This window comes from Saccharopolyspora ipomoeae, assembly GCF_029952525.1.
Taxonomy (GTDB): domain Bacteria; phylum Actinomycetota; class Actinomycetes; order Mycobacteriales; family Pseudonocardiaceae; genus Saccharopolyspora; species Saccharopolyspora ipomoeae.
The window spans coordinates 140,638-160,011 of the sequence record NZ_JASAOF010000013.1 but is presented as its reverse complement, the minus strand read 5'-3'; the positions used below and the strand labels follow the sequence as shown (position 1 = coordinate 160,011).

Genomic DNA, 19,374 nt, shown 5'->3' with positions numbered 1-19,374 from the left:
AGGGTTTTCATGAGCACCTTGCCCGCACCGCCTGCCGGGGGTTTCTGCGCTGAGGCGTGGGACCGGACCGCCGGACTCCAGAAGGCGATCGAGGAGCACCCGTTCAACGTCGCGCTCGCCGACGGCAGCCTGCAGCGGGACGTCTTCGCCTTCTACATCGTCCAGGACGCCCGCTACCTGGTCGGCTTCGCGCAGGCGCTGTCGGCCGCGGCGGCCCGCGCCGACGACGCCGTGGACGCGGCGTTCCTGGCCGGTGCCGCGCAGGGCGCGCTGATCGAGGAGCGCCGGCTGCACGCCGGCTACGTCGCCGAGTTCGGGCTGACGGACGAGGAGATCGCCGGGATCGACACCTCGCCGACGTGCCTGGGCTACACGTCCTACCTGCGGGCCTGCGCGCTGACCGAGTCCTACCCGGTGCTGCTAGCGGCGATCCTGCCGTGCTTCTGGGTCTACCAGCACGTCGGCAGCACGATCCTCGACGCGACCGGCGACATCGACGGTCACCCGTACAAGGCGTGGATCACCACCTACGCCGATGACGAGTTCGCGGAGGCGGTGCTGTCCGCGCGCGAGCTCACCGACAAGGTCGCGGCGCGCGCCGACGAGGCGACGCGGGAGCAGATGTTCGCCGCGTTCGCCCGCGCGACCGAGTACGAGTGGCTGTTCTGGAACAGCGCGTGGATCAAGGAGACCTGGCCGACCGCGAAATTCCTTGCCTGACAAGGAATTCGCATCTCAGTTACGCTGACGGCGGCTCATCGCGAGCGGTGGGCCGTCGTCCTCTTCGGATAACACCAAAGCGTGATTCATGTTGTGATGCAGGTCACGATCTTGTGGTGTTAACGAAGCGCCCAGCACAGCGACATCCAGGGCGAAACCCCTGCTCGAGCTGGGCATTCAGGGGGCGGTCGTTCTTCAGGCGTGGATGGAGTCCCGGGGCAGTGAGTTCTCTTCTGATCGTGTTCATCGGCATGTCGGTCCCGATCCTGGCCGCCGCGCCGTTCTACATCGCCGACCGCCGGAACCAGACCGAATCCGACGAGCCCGAGAAGGCCGAGCTCGGGCCCGAGATCACCGAGGCACCCCGGATCTGGCCGGATCCCGAGGAAGGTCCGGCGTGCGAGATCCCGGAGGCCCGCACGCCGGAGGACGCGCCCGTCGACGCGGCTCACGCCGAGCCGGACCGGGTCGCTCAGCCGTAGATGGTCCTGGCCAGCGCCGACTTGCGCTGCTGCAGCTCGCGCAGCGCGGCGGTGCTGAACCCGCCCCCGCTCGGACTCGCCGGGATCTCCAGGCCCTCGCTCAGCTGCCAGCCCGAACCGCGCTCGATCAGCGACCGGTGCTTGTTGGTGTAGTACCCGGAGTTGATCGACACCGCGACGCCGCTCGCCCCGGCCGCGGCGGCCAGCAGGTGCAGGTGGAACCGGGTCGACAGCCACCGCTGCCCGGGCTTGGCGGGCAGGCCCTCGCGCATGATCTCGTCGAAGGCGTGGAACCGGGCTCCGGGCAGGTCGTGCTCGACGAGCGCGAAGACCTCCCGGTCGGCGCGCGGGATGCCCTCCACGAACGCCACCTGATCGGGGTCGACCTTCCACTCGCGCAGCGTGTCGAGCAGGAAGCCGGCCAGCGCCGGGACCGTCTCGTCCAGCAGGTCCGACTGCATGCAGACCATGACCTCGCGGACGTCGTCGTCCTCGGTGCGGAACAGGCCGGGCTCGACGCCGAAGAACATGTCGTCGCCGGTGGTGGAGGCGTTGACCAGCATCGCCGCCGACGGCTCGTCGCGGACGTCGACGACCTCGAACTGGTCGGCCAGGCTGCGCAGCAGCGGTTCTCCCCCGTCGGCGACGGGGGAGAGGCCCTGGCCGGTCATCACCGCGCGACCGCCGGAGCGGTGCGCGGCCGCGGCGGTGGCCGCGAGCAGGCCGATGTGGCGGGGCCAGATGCCGTTGATGAAGCCGCCGCCGATCACGTGGAACAGGTCCATCTGCCTGACCAGCTCGATGCCGGCGACCCAGCGCGGCGCCAGTCCGGGGTTGTGGATCGCGTGCTGCACGAACGCCGCCACGGCCCACGGCTCGTCCTCGGGGGCCTCCCAGCACAGCCGCCAGAACGTGTCGGTGAAGCGCACGTTGGGGTGCAGGTCGGAGAGCATCACCGAGCTGGGCCCGGGGTTGGGGCAGTCGATCCAGATCTCGCTGCGCGGAGCGACCTTCGCCAGGTGCTTGAGCCACGCCGCGGCGATCAGCTCGTCGCCGTAGTTGGGGTGACCGGTGGTGGCGACGAGGTATATCCGGTGCGGGGTGTTCACCAAGGAGGCTCCAGCCATCGGTTGCGCGGTTCGCTCACGAACCTAGCAACCGGTGGGACACCCGTACCATCTTCGCACCGCACGGACTCGCGGCCAGTTCAGCCGGCCTTGCTGATCTCCGAGCGCAGGCGCTCCAGGCGGCGCTTGGAGCGGTTGAACTTGGCCTGGTATCTGGCCTCGAAGATGTCGGTCGGGATCTCCGGCATCTCCATCGGCTCGGGCGCGCGCGGCTGCGGCGCGATCGCCTCGTCGATCTTCACCGGCTGGGTGGGCTCGCCCTCGCGGTCGGTCTTCTCGCCCTCGGAGGACGCCTCGGCCGTCGCGGTCTCCTCGCCCGGAGCCGCGGCGGCGCCCAGCGCGTGCTTGCCGCGCGGGGCCGCCTCCGGCTGCTGGGACGCTTCCGCCTTGCGGTTCGCGCGGTGGAGCAGTGGCCAGAACACCAGCGTGGCCACCGCGAGACCGCACACGAACATCAGAAACAGCATTTCCACCAGCCGCCTCCGGGGTCAGCTCTGCCGAGCGCTGTCAGTTCTGCCGCGCACCGGGAGCCTGGGCGGCTCCGTTGGTGGTGTGCTGCGGCTCGATCGGGATCGTGTAGGTCTGCACGTCGTCGCGTTGCTGCTCGGGCAGCGTGACGGGCTGGAGCCGGTGCTCGTCGGGCTCCACCGACCCGTCGGTCTCGACGGGGGCGTCGGTCGTGCTGCGCAGGTTCGCGGCGGACTCGTCGAGGACGCGCTTGGCGCCGTCCATCGCCTGCAGCACCGAGGAGCGCAGCTCCTCCAGCCGCATCCGCTCGACGCGGATCTCCTCCAGGGCTTCCAGCCGCATCTGCTCCGACTCGGCGTCCCACTGCCCGCACTGCTTGCGGGTCTCGGCGATCAGCGAGTCGGACTCCTCCTGGGCGTCGGTGACGACCTTCTTGTACTCGTTGCGGATCTCCTGCCGCATCCGGTACTCGCGACTGCGCTGCTCGCTGAGCTTCTGCTCGTGCTCGCGCTGCAGCTTCGCGCGCCGCGACTCGACGTCGGAGACGAGCTCGTTGCACTCGTCGCGGAGCTCGGAGGCGGCCTGCTCGGCTTCGCTGATCAGCGCGCGGGCCTCGGTCTCCGCCGTGCCGCGGATGATCTCGGCCTGGCGCTTGGCCTGATCGCGCAGGGTCTGCACCTCGTCCTCGGCGATCGCGAGCATGTTCTGCACTCGCTGCGAGGCGGCCGGCAGACCGGTGTCGGAGGATTCGATGCTCTTGAGGCGCTGCTCGGCTTGATCCAGGCTGCGGCGGGTGTCGTCGCAGAGCTTGCGCAGGTCGTTGTTGAGCCGGACCGCTTCGTTGCGATCGATGGTGACCATGCGCAGCTGGTCTTCCAGGAGCTCGATGTGCTCGATGACCTGGTGGCGGCTGAAACCGCGGACCTGGATGTCGAAACCCGGCCGGAGCGGCACGACTGCGTCGGCGTCATCCATGGGTGATCTCCTCTCCGGACGGTAGGCCCATTCGATGCTTCGGAGAGTAGGGCGGATGTTCGGGCAACGCCCAGCGAGACACAACGATCATCACCGGATCAGGTGTTGATCAATCGTGTTGGTCGGCTTGCCGCGTCCGGAGATGTTGGCACCGATCTGTCCACAGTGCACGCCGGAATCGGGGTGATCGGCTCGCCCGGCCGTTGCCGCCGCGCGGCGATCGGCGGCGACGCTCTATCGCCCGATCAAGTGCTTAGGTTAGGCTCCGCTTACAAAGATGTTCACAGATGGAGGGGAGCGCGGCGTGTCTCACGGAGCCGACCTGGTCGGGCGACAGCACCAACGGGCCTCGGTGCTGCTGCGGCGTTGGCTGGCCGAGACGCACACGCCGGTCGCCGAGGGTCCGCTGCGGCTGACCATCGGATCGCTGTCGCTGCACGTGGACGTCGTCTACGACTCCCCGACGGGTGCGCACGGGTTCGGTTCGATCGGCGTGCTCGACGCCGAGGGCCGGACGCTGGTCTCGGCGGACCCGGCGCTGCTGGCCGCCGCCTGCTCGGCCGACGCGCGGGCGCGCTCGCGCGCCGAGGCGCCGATCAACCGGCCGGAGTCCGGCACGCTCGTCGACTGGCTGCTGGACGCCCTGCCGCGTCGCGAGGTGGATCCGCTGCCGCTGCGCGACGACCTGGTGGCCGTGGGCCGTCAGCTGTCCAACGCCGCCGAAGCCCAGCGCTGGCTGACCCGGCACGTCGAGGAGCGGCTGCTGCCGGAGGTGCTCGCGTTCGACGGCACCGACCGGGGTGGGCTCACCGCGCGGCTGCTCAGCCGGGGCGTGCTGGTCGTCATCGGCCTGCTGGGCCGGCGCGGCGTGGTGCACGAGGAGTACCTGCTGGCCGAGCTGGCCAAGCGGCTCGGCGGGATCGCCGAGCAGCACTCGCAGGTCGCCGAGCTGGTCGAGCACTGGCTGACCAGCCCGACCCTGACCGATCTCGCCGCGCTCAACGGCTCGCAGCTGCGGTACCGCGACGAGACGGGTGCGGTGCGGGTGCGGCCGGTTCCCTTCGAGCACCGCAACCCGCTGCGGCTCGACCAGCCCGCTGACGTGCCCGGGGTGCCGCTGCCGGAGCTGGGCGAGGGCTGGTCGCTGCGACCGGTGGCGATCACCGGCGAGGACGGCGGTGCGGACGTCGCGCTGGTGCACCGCTGGATGAACCGCGAGCACGTCGCGGTCAACTGGAACCAGGACTGGCCGCTGGAGCGGTGGCGCGACGAGCTCGCCACCCAGCTGGCCGGGGAGCACTCGGTGCCGTGCGTGGTGGCGCGCGACGGGCGCGACATCGGCTACCTGGAGCTCTACCGGGTGCAGCGGGACAAGCTGGCGCGCTGCTACTCGCACGCGCCGCACGACCTCGGCGCGCACATCGCGATCGGCGAGCCGGACGCGATCGGCAAGGGTGTGGGCTCGGAACTGCTCGGCGCGGTCGCGCGGGGACTGCTCGCGGCGGACCCGGCGTGCCGGAACGTCGTCGCCGAACCAAATGTCCACAATGGAGCGTCGGTGGGCGCGTTCGGCAAGGCGGGCTTCGCGCACGCGGCCGAGGTCGGTTTGCCGAACAAGAACTCCGCGTTGATGGTGTTCGCACGCCCGGGTGAGTAGCCCCACGTCAGGCGGTCCGGTGTGCGGGTGTACTCCCGATCGAATCTTGACTAAGGTTAGCCTTACTTATCTTGTTGATCGTGGGGAGAGCAATGCCGTCGCGAGCTGACCAGTTGCCGCACCAGTTGCCGCTGTCCGCGGCGCAGGCCGGGATCTGGTTCGCCCAACAACTCGACCACGCCAACCCGATCTTCAACACCGCCGAGCGCGTGGAGATCGAGGCGGAGATCGACCCGGAGCTGTTCGCCGAAGCCCTGCGCACCGCGGTCGCCGAGGCCGAGACGCTGCGGATCCGGGTCGTCGACGACGGTGAGGGCCCGCAGCAGGTCGTCGACGAGCTCGGCGCAGTCGAGCTGCCGGTGCTGGACTTCTCCGGCGAGGCCGATCCGGACGCCCGCGCCGAGGAGTGGATCCGCGCCGACCTGGACGCGCCCGTCGACCTCACCCGGGGGCAGGGCGACGGCGGCCGGTTGTGGACCGCGGCGCTGTGCAGGCTGGGGGAGCGGCGCTGGTGGTGGTACCAGCGCATCCACCACGTGGCCGTGGACGGGTACGGGTTCTCGATCATCCTGCGCCGCGTCGCCGAGGTCTACAGCGCGCTCGTAGCCGGTGAGCAGCCGGGCGAGTCGCCGTTCGCGGGCCTGGCGGAGCTCGTCGACGACGAGCAGGAGTACCTGGCCTCGCCGAAGGCCGAGCGCGACGCCACCTACTGGCGCGAGCGCTTCGCCGACGACCCCGACGTGGTCACCCTCACCGAGCGCTCGCGGCCCACCGCGCGCACCTTCCACCGGCAGCTCGCCGCCGCCTCCTCGCTGGAGGCGCTGGGCGCGGCCGCCGAGGAGGCGCGCACGATCTGGCCGGACGCGCTGATCGCCGCCTTCGGCGCCTACCTGCACCGGATGACCGGGGCGAACGACGTCGTGCTGGGCCTGCCGGTGATGGGCCGGATGGGCTCGGTGGCGCTGCGCGTGCCCGGCATGGTCGTCAACGTCCTGCCGCTGCGGCTGCGGGTCGACGCCGGCACCACCCGCGACGAGCTGATCGCGCAGGTCGCCAAGGCCGTGCGGGACCTGCGCAAGCACCAGCGACACCGCAGCGAGCAGCTGCGCCGGGACCTGATGCTGCTCGGTTCGGACCGGACCCTGTTCGGACCGATGATCAACATCAAGTCCTTCGACTACGACCTCGACTTCGCCGGGGCGCCCGGGAAGGTGCACAACGTCGCCGCCGGGCCCGTCGACGACCTCAGCGTGCTCGTCCGCACCGAGGGCGACGAGCTGCGCTTCGAGTTCGACGCCAACCCCGACCGCTACACCGCCGAGGAGCTGGCCGCGCACCGCGAGCGGTTCCTGCGGTTCCTCGACACCTTCGCCGACGCCGCCGGCGACACCCCGGTCGGCGGCGTCGAGCTGCTCACCCGCGACGAGCGCACCCGCATCCTCGACGAGTGGAACGCGCCGGTGCCGGGCTTCGCCGAGGCCGAACCGGCGACGCTGCCGCAGCTGTTCGAGGAGCAGGCGCAGCGAACCCCCGACTCGGTCGCGGTGACCTTCCGGGGCGCGTCCCTGACCTACGGCGAGCTCGACGCGCGCGCCAACCAGCTCGCGCACCACCTCATCGACCACGGCGTCGGGCCCGAGCAGCTGGTGGCGCTGGCGCTGCCGCGCTCGACCGAGCTCGTGGTGTCGCTGCTGGCCGTGCTCAAAGCCGGAGCCGCCTACCTGCCGCTGGACCCCGGGCACCCGGCCGAGCGGATCGCCTACATCGTCGGCGACGCTCAGCCGACCATGCTCATCAGCAACCGCGAGCACGCCGACCGGCTGCCCGAGGGCATCACCCGCGTGCTGCTCGACGACGGGACCGCCATCGCCGAGATCGTGCGGCACTCCCAGCGCAACCCCAAGCCCGGCGAGCGCGGGCCGCTGACCAGCGAGCACGCCGCCTACGTCATCTACACCTCGGGCTCGACCGGGCAGCCCAAGGGCGTGGCGATCCCGCACCAGAACGTGGTGCGGCTGTTCTCGGCCACCGACCCGTGGTTCGGGTTCACCGGCGACGACGTGTGGACGCTGTTCCACTCCTACGCCTTCGACTTCTCGGTGTGGGAGCTGTGGGGAGCGCTGCTGCACGGCGGCAGGCTCGTCGTGGTGCCGCACGAGGTCAGCCGCTCGCCGGAGGAGTTCCTGGAGCTGCTGCGGCGCGAGCGGGTCACCGTGCTCAACCAGACGCCCTCGGCGTTCTACCAGCTCAGCCAGGCCGATCGGGAGAACCCGGGCGCCGAGCTGGCGCTGCGCTACGTCGTCTTCGGCGGCGAGGCGCTGGAACTGTCCAGGTTGGACGACTGGTACCGACGGCATCCCGAGTCGCCCAAGCTGATCAACATGTACGGGATCACCGAGACCACCGTGCACGTCTCCTACGTCGAGCTCGACGCCGACCTGGTGGCCCGCCGCGACGGCAGCGTCATCGGGCGGGGAATCCCGGATCTGCGGGTCTACCTGCTGGATTCGCGGCTGCAGCCGGTCCCGCCCGGCGTGACCGGCGAGATGTACGTGGCCGGTGCGGGATTGGCGCGCGGGTACCTGGGGCGGCGCGGGCTGACCGCGCAGCGGTTCGTCGCCGACCCGTTCGGCGAGCCCGGCTCGCGGATGTACCGCTCCGGCGACCTCGGGCGCTGGCGGCCCGACGGGGCCATCGAGTTCATGGGCCGCGCCGACCAGCAGGTCAAGGTGCGCGGGTTCCGCATCGAACTCGGTGAGATCGAGGCCAACCTGGCCGTGCACCCGCAGGTCAAGCAGGCCGCGGTCGTGCTGCGCGAGGACGTCCCCGGCGACCGGCGGCTGGTCGGCTACACCGTCGGCGGGGCGGACCCGGCGTCGCTGCGCGCCCACCTCGCCGACCGGCTGCCCTCCTACATGGTCCCGGCCGCGTTCGTCGACGTCGACGAGATCCCGTTGACCGCCAACGGGAAGCTCGACGCCGAGGCGCTGCCCGCGCCGGAGGTCTCCGGTGGCGGCAGGGAACCGCGCACCCACGCCGAGCGGGTGCTGTGCCGGTTGTTCGGCGAGGTGCTGGGCGTGGAGGAGGTCGGGGTCGACGACGGCTTCTTCGAGCTCGGCGGGCACTCGCTGCTGGCGACCCGGTTGCTGACCCGGGTGCGCGCCGAACTCGGCGCCGAGCTCGGCATCCGCACCCTCTTCGACCACCCGACCGTCGCGGAACTGTCCGAGCGGCTGCGGGTTTCCGGCGACGCCCAACCCGAACTGCGCCCGGTGCAACGCCCCGACGAGGTGCCGCTCTCGTTCGCCCAGCAGCGGCTGTGGTTCCTCAACCGGCTCGAAGGCCCCAGCGCCACCTACAACATGCCGCTGGTGCTGCGGATGAGCACCGAGCCCGACGTGGCCGCGCTGCGCGCCGCGCTCGGCGACGTCGTCGCCCGGCACGAGAGCCTGCGGACCACGTTCCCCGACACCCTCGGCGAGCCCCGCCAGCAGGTCGGCGACCACGTGCCGGAGCTGAACGTCACCGATGTGTCCGATGTGGACTCCGCGCTGGCCGAGGCGGCGCGGCGAGGATTCGACCTGGCCACCGAGGCGCCGATCCGCACCGAGCTGTTCCGCGACGGCGACCGGACCGCGCTGCTGGTGCTGCTGCACCACGTCGCGGGCGACGAGTGGTCGGTGCGCCCGCTGGTGCACGACCTGTCGGTCGCCTACGCCGCGCGGCTGAACGGTGCGGCGCCGCAGTGGGAACCGCTGCCGGTGCAGTACGTGGACTACGCGCTGTGGCAGCGCGAACTCCTCGGCGACGAGGCCGACCCGGGCGGTGTGGCCGCCCGGCAGCTGGAGTTCTGGAAGCAGGCCCTCGCCGACCTGCCCGACCAGCTGGAGCTGCCCACCGACTACCCGCGCCCGGCCGCGTCCAGCCACCGCGGCGAGTCCGTGCGCTTCAGCCTCGACGCCGACCTGCACCGCCGACTGCGGGACCTGGCCGCCGAGCACCAGGCCAGCGCGTTCATGGTGCTGCAGACCGCGCTCGCCGCGCTGCTGACCAGGATGGGCGCCGGCACCGACGTCCCGATCGGCTCGCCCGTGGCCGGACGCGCCGACGACCGGCTCGACGACCTCGTCGGGTTCTTCGTCAACAGCCTCGTGCTGCGCACCGACACCTCCGGCGACCCGACCTTCGCCGAGCTGCTGGACCGGGTGCGCCAGACCGACCTCGCAGCCTTCGACAACGCCGAGCTGCCCTTCGAGCGGCTCGCCGAACTGCTCAACCCGACGCGCTCGCTGGCCCGCCACCCGCTGTTCCAGGTGATGCTGGCGTACTGGGGCGCCGCCGACTCGGTGCGCGCCGACCTGCCCGGGATCGAGACCTCCGTGGACACGATCCCGGCGGGAGCGGCGAAGTTCGACCTGGCCTTCAGCCTCCATGAGAGCGCTCACGGCGACGTCAGCGGACTGGTGCAGTACAGCACCGACCTGTTCACCGAGCGCACGGTCGAATCGCTGGTCGACCGGTTCGTGATGTTGCTCGAATCCGCCGTCGCCGCACCGGACACGCCCATCGGGCGGCTCGACGTGCTCGGCGACCGGACCCGCAAGCAGGTCCTGGCCTGGGGCGACGCGACCGGCGACGTCGGGCCCGCGGGCACCTTCCCGCAGCTGCTCGCCGAGCGCGCCGAAGCCGCGCCGGACAAGACCGCGCTGGTCTTCGCCGACACCGAGCTCACCTACCGGCAGCTGCGCGAGCGCGTCACCGAGCAGGCGAAGCTGCTGGTGGAGCGGGGTGCCGGGCCGGGCGACATCGTCGGCGTGATGCTGCCGCGCTCGGCCGAGCTGATCATCGGCCTGCTCGCGGCGATGCACGCCGGAGCCGCCTACCTCGCGCTCGACCCCGAGTACCCGCCGGAACGCCTGCGGCACATGGTCGACGACGCCCGGCCGCGGCTGGTGCTCACCGACGACCTCGACGCGGACCTGCCCACGACGCTGGTGCACCACGCCGACCGCCCCGAGGGCGACCCGCGGCTGCCGGAACCCGAGCTCGACGACGCCGCCTACGTCATCTACACCTCCGGCTCCACCGGTACGCCCAAGGGCGTGATCGTGGCCCACAGCGGCATTGGCAAGCTGCTGGCCACCCAGACCCGCCGCGTCGGCATCACCCCCGACAGCCGGGTGCTGCAGTTCGCCTCGCCGAGCTTCGACGTGGCGTTCTGGGAGATGTGCATGGGCCTGCTCAGCGGCGGAACCCTCGTCGTCGTGCCCTCCGACCTGCGCGTCCCCGGCGAGGCGCTGGCCGAGTACGCGCGGCGCCACGAGGTCACGCACCTGGCGATCGGGCCGTCGATGATGGGCATGTTCCCCACCGACGTGCGGCTGCCGGAGAACGCGACGCTGCTGTGCGGCGCCGAGAAGGTGCCCTCCGACCTGGTGCAGCGCTGGGGCCGGGACCGGCCGATGCTCAACTGCTACGGACCGACCGAGGCCACCGTCAACACCACGCTGTGGGACTGCGACCCGGACGCGGTGTCGAGCTCGGTGCCGATCGGCGTGCCCGACCCGGGCGCTCGCGTCCACGTCCTCGACGAGCGGCTGCAGCCCTGCCCGCCCGGGGTCGTCGGCGAGCTCTACGTCTCCGGGCTCGGGCTCGCCCGCGGCTACCTCAACCGGGCCGGGCTGACCGCCGAGCGCTTCGTCGCCGACCCGTTCGGCGAACCCGGCGCCCGCATGTACCGCACCGGCGACCTGGTGCGCTGGCGCGCCGACGGGACCTTGGACTTCGCCGGCCGCGCCGACGACCAGGTCAAGATCCGCGGTTTCCGCATCGAGCTCGGCGAGGTCGAGGCGGTGCTGGCTCAGCACGCCGACGTCTCGCAGGTCGCCGCCGTGGTCCGCGAGGACACCCCCGGTGACAAGCGGCTGGTGGCCTACGTCGTCGGTGACTCCGACGCGGCCGAGTTGCGCAGGCACGTGGGTGAGGAGCTGCCCGACTACATGGTCCCGGCGGCCGTGGTGTTCGTCGACGCGCTGCCGCTGCTGCCCAACGGCAAGCTCGACCGCCGCGCGCTGCCCGCGCCCGACCTGGCCGAGGCGGTCGGCAACGACATGCCGCGCAACCCCACCGAGGAGATCCTCTGCGGGCTGTTCGCCGAGGTCCTGGGCCTGCCCAGGGTCGGCGTGCACGACGGGTTCTTCGACCTGGGCGGGCACTCGCTGCTCGCGGCCAAGCTCATCGGGCGGATCCGCGACGCGCTGGGCATCAAGGTCAACGTCGGCAGCCTGTTCGCCGCGCCCAGCGTGGCCGGGCTCGCCGAGCGCCTGCGCACCGGCGGGGGCCGCGACGCGCTGGAGATCCTGCTCCCGCTGCGCACCAGCGGCGCCGAGCCGCCGCTGTTCTGCGTGCACCCGGCGGCCGGTCTGGCCTGGCCGTTCTCCGGGCTGCTCAAGCTGATCGACGACGAGCGGCCGATCTACGGCATCCAGACCCGCGGGTTGGCCGAGCCGGCGCCGGTGGCGGGCAGCCTCGCCGAGATGGCCGCCGAGTACCTGGAGCACGTCCGCGCGGTGCAGCCCCACGGGCCGTACCACTTCTTGGGCTGGTCCTTCGGCGGCGTGGTCGCCCACGAGATGAGCACCCAGCTGCAGGCCCAGGGCGAGGAGGTGCGCTTCCTGTGCATGCTCGACTCCTACCCCAAGGACGTCTGGGACGTGCTGCCCACCGAGGAGGAGGCGCTGCGGGCCCTGCTCTACATGGCCGGATACGACCTCTCCGAGCTCCGCGACGGGACGCTGACCCGCGAATACGTGCTGGAGGTCCTCTCGGCCGAGGGCAGCGCGCTGGCGAACCTGGAGGAGCACAGCGTCACCGCCATCATCGACAACTTCGCCAACTGCGCGGTCCTGGAGAACACCGCCGAGCACGACCGGTTCCGGGGTGACGTGCTGTTCTTCTACGCCACCGTGAACCCGGCGAAGGAGTCGCTGACCAGCGCCATGTGGCAGCCCTACGTGGACGGTGCCGTGATCCACCACGACATCGCCTGCGAGCACAAGGACATGACTCAGCCGGAACCGCTGGCCGAGATCGCAGCGATCGTGCAGGAATCGCTCGACGCGCTCGACGCGCTCGACGGGTGACCGGGCGAGGGCGAACGCGAGGAGGAACGAACCGATGACCAACCCGTTCGAGGATCCGGACGCGCAGTACTACGCCCTGATCAACGATCAGGACCAGTACTCGCTGTGGCCGGCCGCGATCGAGGTGCCGGCCGGCTGGACCGTCGCGCACGGGCCGACCGACCGGCAGTCCTGCGTCGACCACATCGAGGTCCACTGGACCGACATGCGGCCGGCCCGCTGATGGCCCCCCTGATGGTCACCGCCGGGCGGCGGGTGAACCCGCAGGTCGCGGTGTGCGTCTGCTACGTCGCGGCGATGTTCATGAACGGCATGGACGCCACCATCGTCAACGTGGCGCTGCCCGCGCTGGTCGACGAGTTCTCGGTGTCGGCGAGCGCGGCGTCGGCGGTCAACGTCGGCTACCTCGTGAGCCTCGCGGTGTGCATCCCGGTGTCGGGCTGGCTCGGCGACCGCTTCGGCACGAAACGCGTGTTCCTGGCGGCGTTCGGGACGTTCGTGCTCGCCTCGGCGCTGTGCGGGATCTCCGGCGACCTGACGCAGCTGACCCTGGCGCGCGTCCTGCAAGGCGCGGGCGGCGGCGTGATGAGCCCGGTCGCGCTGACGCTGCTGTTCCGCGCCTACCCGCCCGCGGAGCGGATCCGGCTGTCCCGGGTTCTGCTGCTGCCCACGGCGGTCGCACCCGCGCTGGGGCCGGTGCTGGGCGGGTTCTTCGTCGAGCACCTGACCTGGCGGTGGGGCTTCTTCGTGAACCTGCCGATCGGCCTGGCAGCGCTGGTCTTCGGCGCGCTGCTGCTGCGAGAGCACGTGGAAGCTCCCGACAAGCGCTTCGACCTGCGCGGATTCGCGCTCGCCGCACCGGGTCTCGGGCTGGTCGTGTTCAGCCTCGAAGGCATCGCCAGCGGTACTTCGGCGGTGCTGAGCTGGGGCGCCGGCGCCGCCGGGCTCGTGTTGCTGGGCCTGCTGGTGCGGTCCCAGCTGCGCGCCGAGCACCCGATGCTGGACCTGCGGTTGTTCGCCGACGACCACTTCCGCCGGGCGAGCCTGATCCTGTTCACCTGCCTGGTCGGATTCCTCGGCACCCTCTACGGGTTCACCCTGATGTACCAGGTGGAGCTGGGCGCCTCGGCGTGGGAGACGGGCCTGGTGACGCTGCCGAAGGCGGTCGGGCTGATGATCGCCTCGCAGCTGGTCGCCTGGGCGCACCGCAGGTTCGGGCCGCGGTTGCTGATCGCGGTGGCGATGCTGGGCGCGGCGGCCTCGTTCGCGATGATGAACCTCATCGGGCCGCACGACGCGTGGATGGCCGCGTTCGTCCAGCTGGCGTCCGGGTTCTTCGTCGGGGCGGCCACGGCCGAGCTCCAGGTGATCGCGTTCAGCACCATCGACAAGGCCGCCACCGGCGGCGCTTCGACGCTGTTCAACGTGCAGCGGCAGGTCGGTTCGGCGCTGGGCGTGGCCATCACGGCCAGCGTTCTCGCCGCTTCGGGACCGGGCCTGGGTTCCTACCACCTGGCGATGCTGACCTCCGCCGGATTCGCGATCGTCGGTGTTCTGCTCGCCTTGCGGGTCACGGAAGTCGTGGCGCCGCAACGGGAACCGGTCGCGGCGGGGCGCTGAGAAGACGCGAGAGATCTGAGCCACCACGGGGAAGACATTCTTCCGATCTATGGTTAGGCTAGCCTTAACTGAGTGATCGTTGGTGGAGCGGAAAGGAACGCACGGTCGATGGGTACTGCGGATCGACTCCGGCGCAACCGGCCCCCGGCACGCGACCTCGAGGTGCTGCGCACCGCCGAGATCAGCCCGTCCATGCGGCGGGTCACCCTCGGCGGCGAGGAGCTGGAGGGCTTCCTCGACCAGCACACCGGACCCAACGTCAAGGTCTTCGTGCCGCGCCAGGGCCAGGAACGCCCGATCCTGCCGCAGCTGGACCCCGAGACCGGCCGGTACACCTGGCCGGCACCGGAAGTCCGGCCCACCATGCGCACCTACACCGTCCGCCGCTACGACGAGTCGCGCGGCGAGCTCGACATCGACTTCGTCATGCACGGCGAGCACGGGGTGGCCTCCAACTGGGCCCGCAACGCGCGGCCCGGCGACCGCCTCGGCGTGATGGGCCCCGGCGGCCGCGTCTGCCGTGCCGCCGACTGGTACCTGCTGGTCGGTGACGAGACCGCGCTGCCGGCGATCTCCAGCCTCGTCGAGGAGCTGCCGCCCACCGCGCGCGGCCAGGTGCTCGTCGAGGTCGACACCGCCGCCGACCGGCAGCACGTGCAGTGCCCGCCGGACCTGCGGTGGACCTGGATGCACCGCGACGGCCGCTCGGCAGGCCTGTCGCGCCAACTGATCAACGCCGTGCAGGAGCTGGACGTGCCCGCCGACGTCGACGTCTCCGCCTGGGTGGCGGGGGAGTCCGGCGTGGTGCGCGGAATCCGGCGGCACCTGCGCGACGAGCGAGGCATGGACGCCCAGTCCGTGCTGGCCATCGGCTACTGGAAGTACGGCATGGCCGAGACGGAATACCACGACAAGCACAACCACGATCGGGACTGACCGACGCGGCGACCAACCGGCCTGACCTGCGCGGTCTCGCCGGTACCAGGACTCGCCCGCGAGTCGGGCTCCGGCGAACCGAGGGGACGACGTGTCTGCGGCGCTGAACCAAGAGAAAGTCCACGACGTGCTGGGGATCGGTTTCGGGCCCTCCAACCTGGCGCTGGCGATCGCGCTCGACGAGCACAACCGCGGCGCCGACGACCCGGTCGACGCGGTCTTCTTCGAGCGCCAGGCGTCCTTCGGGTGGCACCGGGGCATGCTCATCGAGGGCACCACGATGCAGGTGTCCTACCTCAAGGACCTGGTCACCATGCGCAACCCGGCCAGCGACTTCTCGTTCCTGTCCTACCTGCACGACAAGGGCAGGCTGGCCGACTTCATCAACCACAAGACGCTGTTCCCCACCCGCGTCGAGTACCACGACTACCTGGCGTGGGCGGCCGAGCGGCTCGACGACGTGGTCCGCTACGACTCCGAGGTCGTCGAGGTCCACCCGGTCGACGAGCACTACGAGGTCGTCGTCCGGCACGGCGGGCAGCTGGCCGTGCACAAGGCCCGCAACATCGTCATGGCCATCGGCCTGGAAGCCTCGGTGCCCGAGGGCGCCGAGCTCGGCGAGCGGGTCTGGCACAACCTCGACCTCATGCACCGCGTCGGCGAGCTGACCGAGGCGCCCCGGCGCTGCGTGGTCGTCGGCGCCGGCCAGTCGGCCGCCGAGGTCACCGACTACCTGCACCGCACCTTCACCGACTCCGAGGTGTGCGCGGTGTTCGGCCGCTACGGCTACAGCCCCGCCGACGACAGCCCCTTCGCCAACCGGATCTTCGACCCGCAGGCCGTCGACGACTTCTACGCCTCCTCGCCCGAGGTCCGCGCCAAGCTCATGGACTACCACCGCAACACCAACTACTCGGTGGTCGACCTGGAGCTGATCGAGGAGCTCTACGCCCGCGCCTACCAGGAGAAGGTCAAGGGGACCGAGCGGCTGCGGATCCACAACGCCAGCAGGCTCGTCGGCGTCGACAGCCGCCCGGACGGCGCGGAGGTCACCGTCGAGTTCCAGCCCACCGGCGAGCGAAGCGTCCTCGACGCCGACCTGCTCGTCTACGCCACCGGTTGCCGCCCCCGAGACCCGTACACGCTGCTCGGCGAGCTGGCCCGGTACTGCGAGTGGGACGAGCAGGGCTCGCTGCAGGTCGAGCGCGACTACCGGGTGCGCACCGCGGGCGACCTGCCCGGCGCCATCTACCTCCAGGGCGGCACCGAGCACACCCACGGCATCACGTCGTCGCTGCTGTCCAACGGCGCGGTCCGCGCGGGCGAGATCCGCGACTCGCTGCTCACCCGCCGAAAGACCCCCACCAGGGACTACGCCCTCTCCCGCAACTGAGGACGCGCCCCACGCCACCCGGGGCCGCCCAAGAAGAACCCCGAATACCGCCGTATTCCGGTGCCCGATTACCGCCGTATTCGGACCCTCGATTACCGCCGTATTCGGGTGCCCGGTTACGGCGGTAATCGGACCCCCGATTACCGGCGTAACCGGGTGCCCGGTTACCGGCGTAATCGGTGGGTTGGTGGGGTGGGAACACCGTGGGGGGTCGGGTGGTTGTAGGGAGCGATGAGTGGACTCGTGAGTGGTGGGGACCCCGTGCGCGGGGTGGCCCGCGGTGAGGCGCCGGTGCCGCTGTCCGTGCTGGACCTGGCGACCGTGGGAGTCGAGGATTCGCCGTCGGACGCCCTGGCGGCGACCACCGAGCTGGCCCAGCGGGTGGAGGAGCTCGGGTTCCACCGCATGTGGGTGGCCGAGCACCACGGGATGCCCGGCATCGCCAGCTCCTCGCCCGCCGTGGTGATCGCGCACCTGGCCGCGAGCACCCGGACGCTGCGGCTCGGCTCCGGCGGCGTCATGCTGCCCAACCACGCGCCGCTGGTCGTCGCCGAGCAGTTCGGGACGCTGCAGGCGCTGCACCCCGGTCGCATCGACCTCGGCGTCGGCCGCGCGCCCGGCACCGACCAGGCCACCGCGCGGGCGCTGCGGCGGACCGAGGGCCCGCTGTCGGCGGAGGACTTCCCGCAGCAGCTCGGCGAGCTGATCGCGTTCCTCGACGACGACTTCCCGCTGGACCACCCGTACGCCGGGGTCCAGTCCGTGCCGCACGGGCCGCTGCCGCCGGTGTGGCTGCTGGGCTCCAGCGGGTTCAGCGCGCAGCTGGCCGGGGCCCTCGGGCTGCCGTTCGCCTTCGCCCACCACTTCAGCGCGCAGAACACGCTGCCCGCCCTGGAGCTCTACCGCGAGTCCTTCCAGCCCTCCGAAGTCCTCGACGAGCCCTACTCGATGATCGGCGTGCAGGCGGTGGCCGCCGACACCGACGAGGAGGCGCTGGACATCATCCGCCCCGTCGCGCTGAGCATGCTCAAGCTCCGCCAGGGCGCCCCGGGCAAGCAGCCGACCCGGCAGCAGGCCCGCGACTACCCCTACACCGATCTCGACCGGGCCTTCGTCGACCACTGGCTCGCCGACGCCGTCCACGGCAACCCCGACACCGTCCGCGCAGGTCTCGACGAGCTCCGCGACCGCACCGGCGCCGACGAGCTCATGCTCACCGCCAACCTCCCCGACGCCGCCACCAAGCTCCGCTCCTTCGACCTCATCGCGAAGTCCTACCGAATGACCTGATTCGTCCCCTCCCGTCGAGAACCGCAACATTCGTCGCGCGAGAACCGGGGGTTCTCGACGCGGCGAACGCAGGGGTTTTCGACGGGGGAGTGTGGCTCGCCACTCTAGGTCGAGGTCGCGGGCGAGCTCGAAGGGCGCGTGTCGTACGGTCTATTGACACCGGTGTTGCCAGGCGCCCGAACGCGGGCGCGACGGTGTGGGGCACGACGCGGGATTGAGGGATTGGCGTGAAGCCTGGTGTGCTGATCTTCTACCGGATCATGGCGTACGTCACTGCCGTGCTGCTGATCCTCTTGTGCGCCGCCATGGTGCTCAAGTACGGCCACTTCCTCGGCCTGTGGGCCGAGGGTTCGGCGACGCAAGAGACCGGTACGACGTGGGTGACCACGATCGGCATCGCGCACGGCTGGCTCTACATGGTCTACCTGCTGGTCGCCGTGGTGGCGACCACCCAGCTGCGCGTCCCGATGGGCCGGATGCTGCTGGTCCTGCTGGCCGGGACCATCCCGTTCGGCGCGTTCTTCGCCGAGCGCAAGGTGGTGCGCTGGCACGAGCTGCGGATGGCGGGAAAGCCGATCGTGCAGCAGCAGACCGCGGAGGAAACGACCGCCTCATGACAGCCATCCCCGAGTCCGTGGACCGGACGCAGCAGACCGCGCCGGCGAAGCCGGTGCGCCGCCGCACGGTGGTCGGCGCCTACTTCGCGCTGACCAAGCCGCGCGTCATCGAGCTGCTGCTGGTCACGACCATTCCCGCGATGTTCCTCGCCGAGCGCGGCATCCCGTCCCCGTGGCTGGTGATCGTCACGCTGGTCGGCGGCGCCATGTCCGCGGGCAGCGCCAACGCGCTCAACTGCGTCGCGGACTCCGACATCGACGCCGTCATGGACCGCACCAAGAAGCGCCCGCTGGTGCGCTACGAGGTGCCGCGCCGCAGCGCGCTGATCTTCGGCATCGCGCTGGGCGTCGTGTCGTTCCTGGTGCTGTGGCTCGGGGCGAACCTGCTGGCCGCGTCGCTGTCCACGGCCGCGATCCTGTTCTACGTCTTCGTCTACACGCTGGTGCTCAAGCGCCGCACCTCGCAGAACATCGTCTGGGGTGGCGCCGCCGGCTGCATGCCCGTGGTGGTCGGCTGGGCCGCGGTGACCGGCAAGGTCGAGTGGCCCGCGATCGTGATGTTCGGCGTGGTGTTCCTGTGGACGCCGCCGCACTTCTGGTCGCTGGCCATGAAGTACAAGGACGACTACGCCCGCGCGGGCGTGCCGATGCTGCCGGTGGTCGCCACGACCAAGCAGGTCTCGGCGCGCATCCTCGCCTACAGCTGGGCCACCGTCGGCTGCACGCTGCTGCTGTTCCCGGTCACCAGCTGGGTCTACATCGCGCTGGCCGGCATCTCGGGCGTGGTCTTCCTGGTGGTCGCGCAGCGCCTGCACAACAACGCCCGCAAGGGCCTGGCGCTGAAGCCGATGACGCTGTTCCACCTGTCGAACTCGTACCTGACGCTGGTGTTCGTGGCGATCGCCGTGGACGCCGCGCTGACCCCCGTGATCGGTTGACCCCGTGAT

At 71.1% G+C, this 19,374-nt stretch carries 14 protein-coding genes; 11 read left to right on the top strand and 3 right to left on the bottom strand.

The window, feature by feature from the left end:
- Positions 1 to 9 precede the first annotated feature (9 nt).
- Positions 10 to 720 carry a thiaminase II gene (gene tenA, locus QFW96_RS19895; protein WP_281457198.1) on the top strand — a complete coding sequence of 237 codons (711 nt, stop codon included), beginning with the start codon at positions 10 to 12 and terminating at the stop codon, positions 718 to 720.
- Positions 721 to 941: 221 nt separating this feature from the next.
- Positions 942 to 1,202: a hypothetical protein gene (locus QFW96_RS19890; RefSeq protein WP_281457197.1), complete on the top strand. Its 261-nt coding sequence runs from the start codon at positions 942 to 944 to the stop codon at positions 1,200 to 1,202.
- Here the strand turns inward: QFW96_RS19890 and QFW96_RS19885 are convergent.
- From QFW96_RS19885 to QFW96_RS19875, 3 genes are all read right to left on the bottom strand, one after another.
- Positions 1,193 to 2,311, bottom strand: coding sequence for a polysaccharide pyruvyl transferase family protein (locus tag QFW96_RS19885; protein ID WP_281457196.1), 1,119 nt, complete (start codon positions 2,309 to 2,311; stop codon positions 1,193 to 1,195). The genes QFW96_RS19890 and QFW96_RS19885 overlap by 10 nt on opposite strands.
- A 98-nt stretch (positions 2,312 to 2,409) precedes the next feature.
- Complete coding sequence (locus tag QFW96_RS19880; protein WP_281457195.1) at positions 2,410 to 2,802, bottom strand: hypothetical protein; 393 nt, start codon at positions 2,800 to 2,802, stop codon at positions 2,410 to 2,412.
- A gap of 34 nt (positions 2,803 to 2,836) precedes the next feature.
- Positions 2,837 to 3,772: a hypothetical protein gene (locus tag QFW96_RS19875; RefSeq protein WP_281457194.1), complete on the bottom strand. Its 936-nt coding sequence runs from the start codon at positions 3,770 to 3,772 to the stop codon at positions 2,837 to 2,839.
- Between the two features lie 304 nt (positions 3,773 to 4,076).
- Between QFW96_RS19875 and QFW96_RS19870 the strand changes: the two genes are divergently transcribed.
- The 9 genes from QFW96_RS19870 (at position 4,077) to QFW96_RS19830 (ending at position 19,365) form a co-directional block, all read left to right on the top strand.
- Entirely contained in the window at positions 4,077 to 5,429 is a 1,353-nt protein-coding gene (locus QFW96_RS19870; protein ID WP_281457193.1) for a GNAT family N-acetyltransferase, read from the top strand.
- 92 nt (positions 5,430 to 5,521) lie between these two features.
- Entirely contained in the window at positions 5,522 to 12,571 is a 7,050-nt protein-coding gene (locus QFW96_RS19865) for an amino acid adenylation domain-containing protein (protein ID WP_281457192.1), read from the top strand.
- Positions 12,572 to 12,605: 34 nt separating this feature from the next.
- Positions 12,606 to 12,794: an MbtH family protein gene (locus QFW96_RS19860; RefSeq protein WP_093424246.1), complete on the top strand. Its 189-nt coding sequence runs from the start codon at positions 12,606 to 12,608 to the stop codon at positions 12,792 to 12,794.
- Entirely contained in the window at positions 12,794 to 14,191 is a 1,398-nt protein-coding gene (locus QFW96_RS19855; RefSeq protein ID WP_281457191.1) for a DHA2 family efflux MFS transporter permease subunit, read from the top strand. Before QFW96_RS19860 ends, QFW96_RS19855 begins: the two co-directional genes overlap by 1 nt.
- 108 nt (positions 14,192 to 14,299) lie before the next feature.
- On the top strand, positions 14,300 to 15,127 hold the full coding sequence (locus QFW96_RS19850; RefSeq protein ID WP_281457190.1) for a siderophore-interacting protein: 828 nt from the start codon (positions 14,300 to 14,302) through the stop codon (positions 15,125 to 15,127).
- A 91-nt stretch (positions 15,128 to 15,218) separates the two neighbouring features.
- The gene (locus tag QFW96_RS19845; protein WP_281457189.1) at positions 15,219 to 16,520 is read left to right on the top strand and encodes a lysine N(6)-hydroxylase/L-ornithine N(5)-oxygenase family protein; all 1,302 of its coding nucleotides are present in this window, start codon (positions 15,219 to 15,221) and stop codon (positions 16,518 to 16,520) included.
- A 231-nt stretch (positions 16,521 to 16,751) separates the two neighbouring features.
- Positions 16,752 to 17,810: an LLM class flavin-dependent oxidoreductase gene (locus tag QFW96_RS19840; protein WP_281457188.1), complete on the top strand. Its 1,059-nt coding sequence runs from the start codon at positions 16,752 to 16,754 to the stop codon at positions 17,808 to 17,810.
- Positions 17,811 to 18,037: 227 nt separating this feature from the next.
- A complete protein-coding gene (locus QFW96_RS19835; RefSeq protein WP_281457187.1) occupies positions 18,038 to 18,427 on the top strand; it encodes a DUF3817 domain-containing protein in 390 nt (129 codons plus the stop codon).
- Positions 18,424 to 19,365 carry a heme o synthase gene (locus tag QFW96_RS19830; RefSeq protein WP_281457186.1) on the top strand — a complete coding sequence of 314 codons (942 nt, stop codon included), beginning with the start codon at positions 18,424 to 18,426 and terminating at the stop codon, positions 19,363 to 19,365. Before QFW96_RS19835 ends, QFW96_RS19830 begins: the two co-directional genes overlap by 4 nt.
- Positions 19,366 to 19,374: the final 9 nt, after the last annotated feature.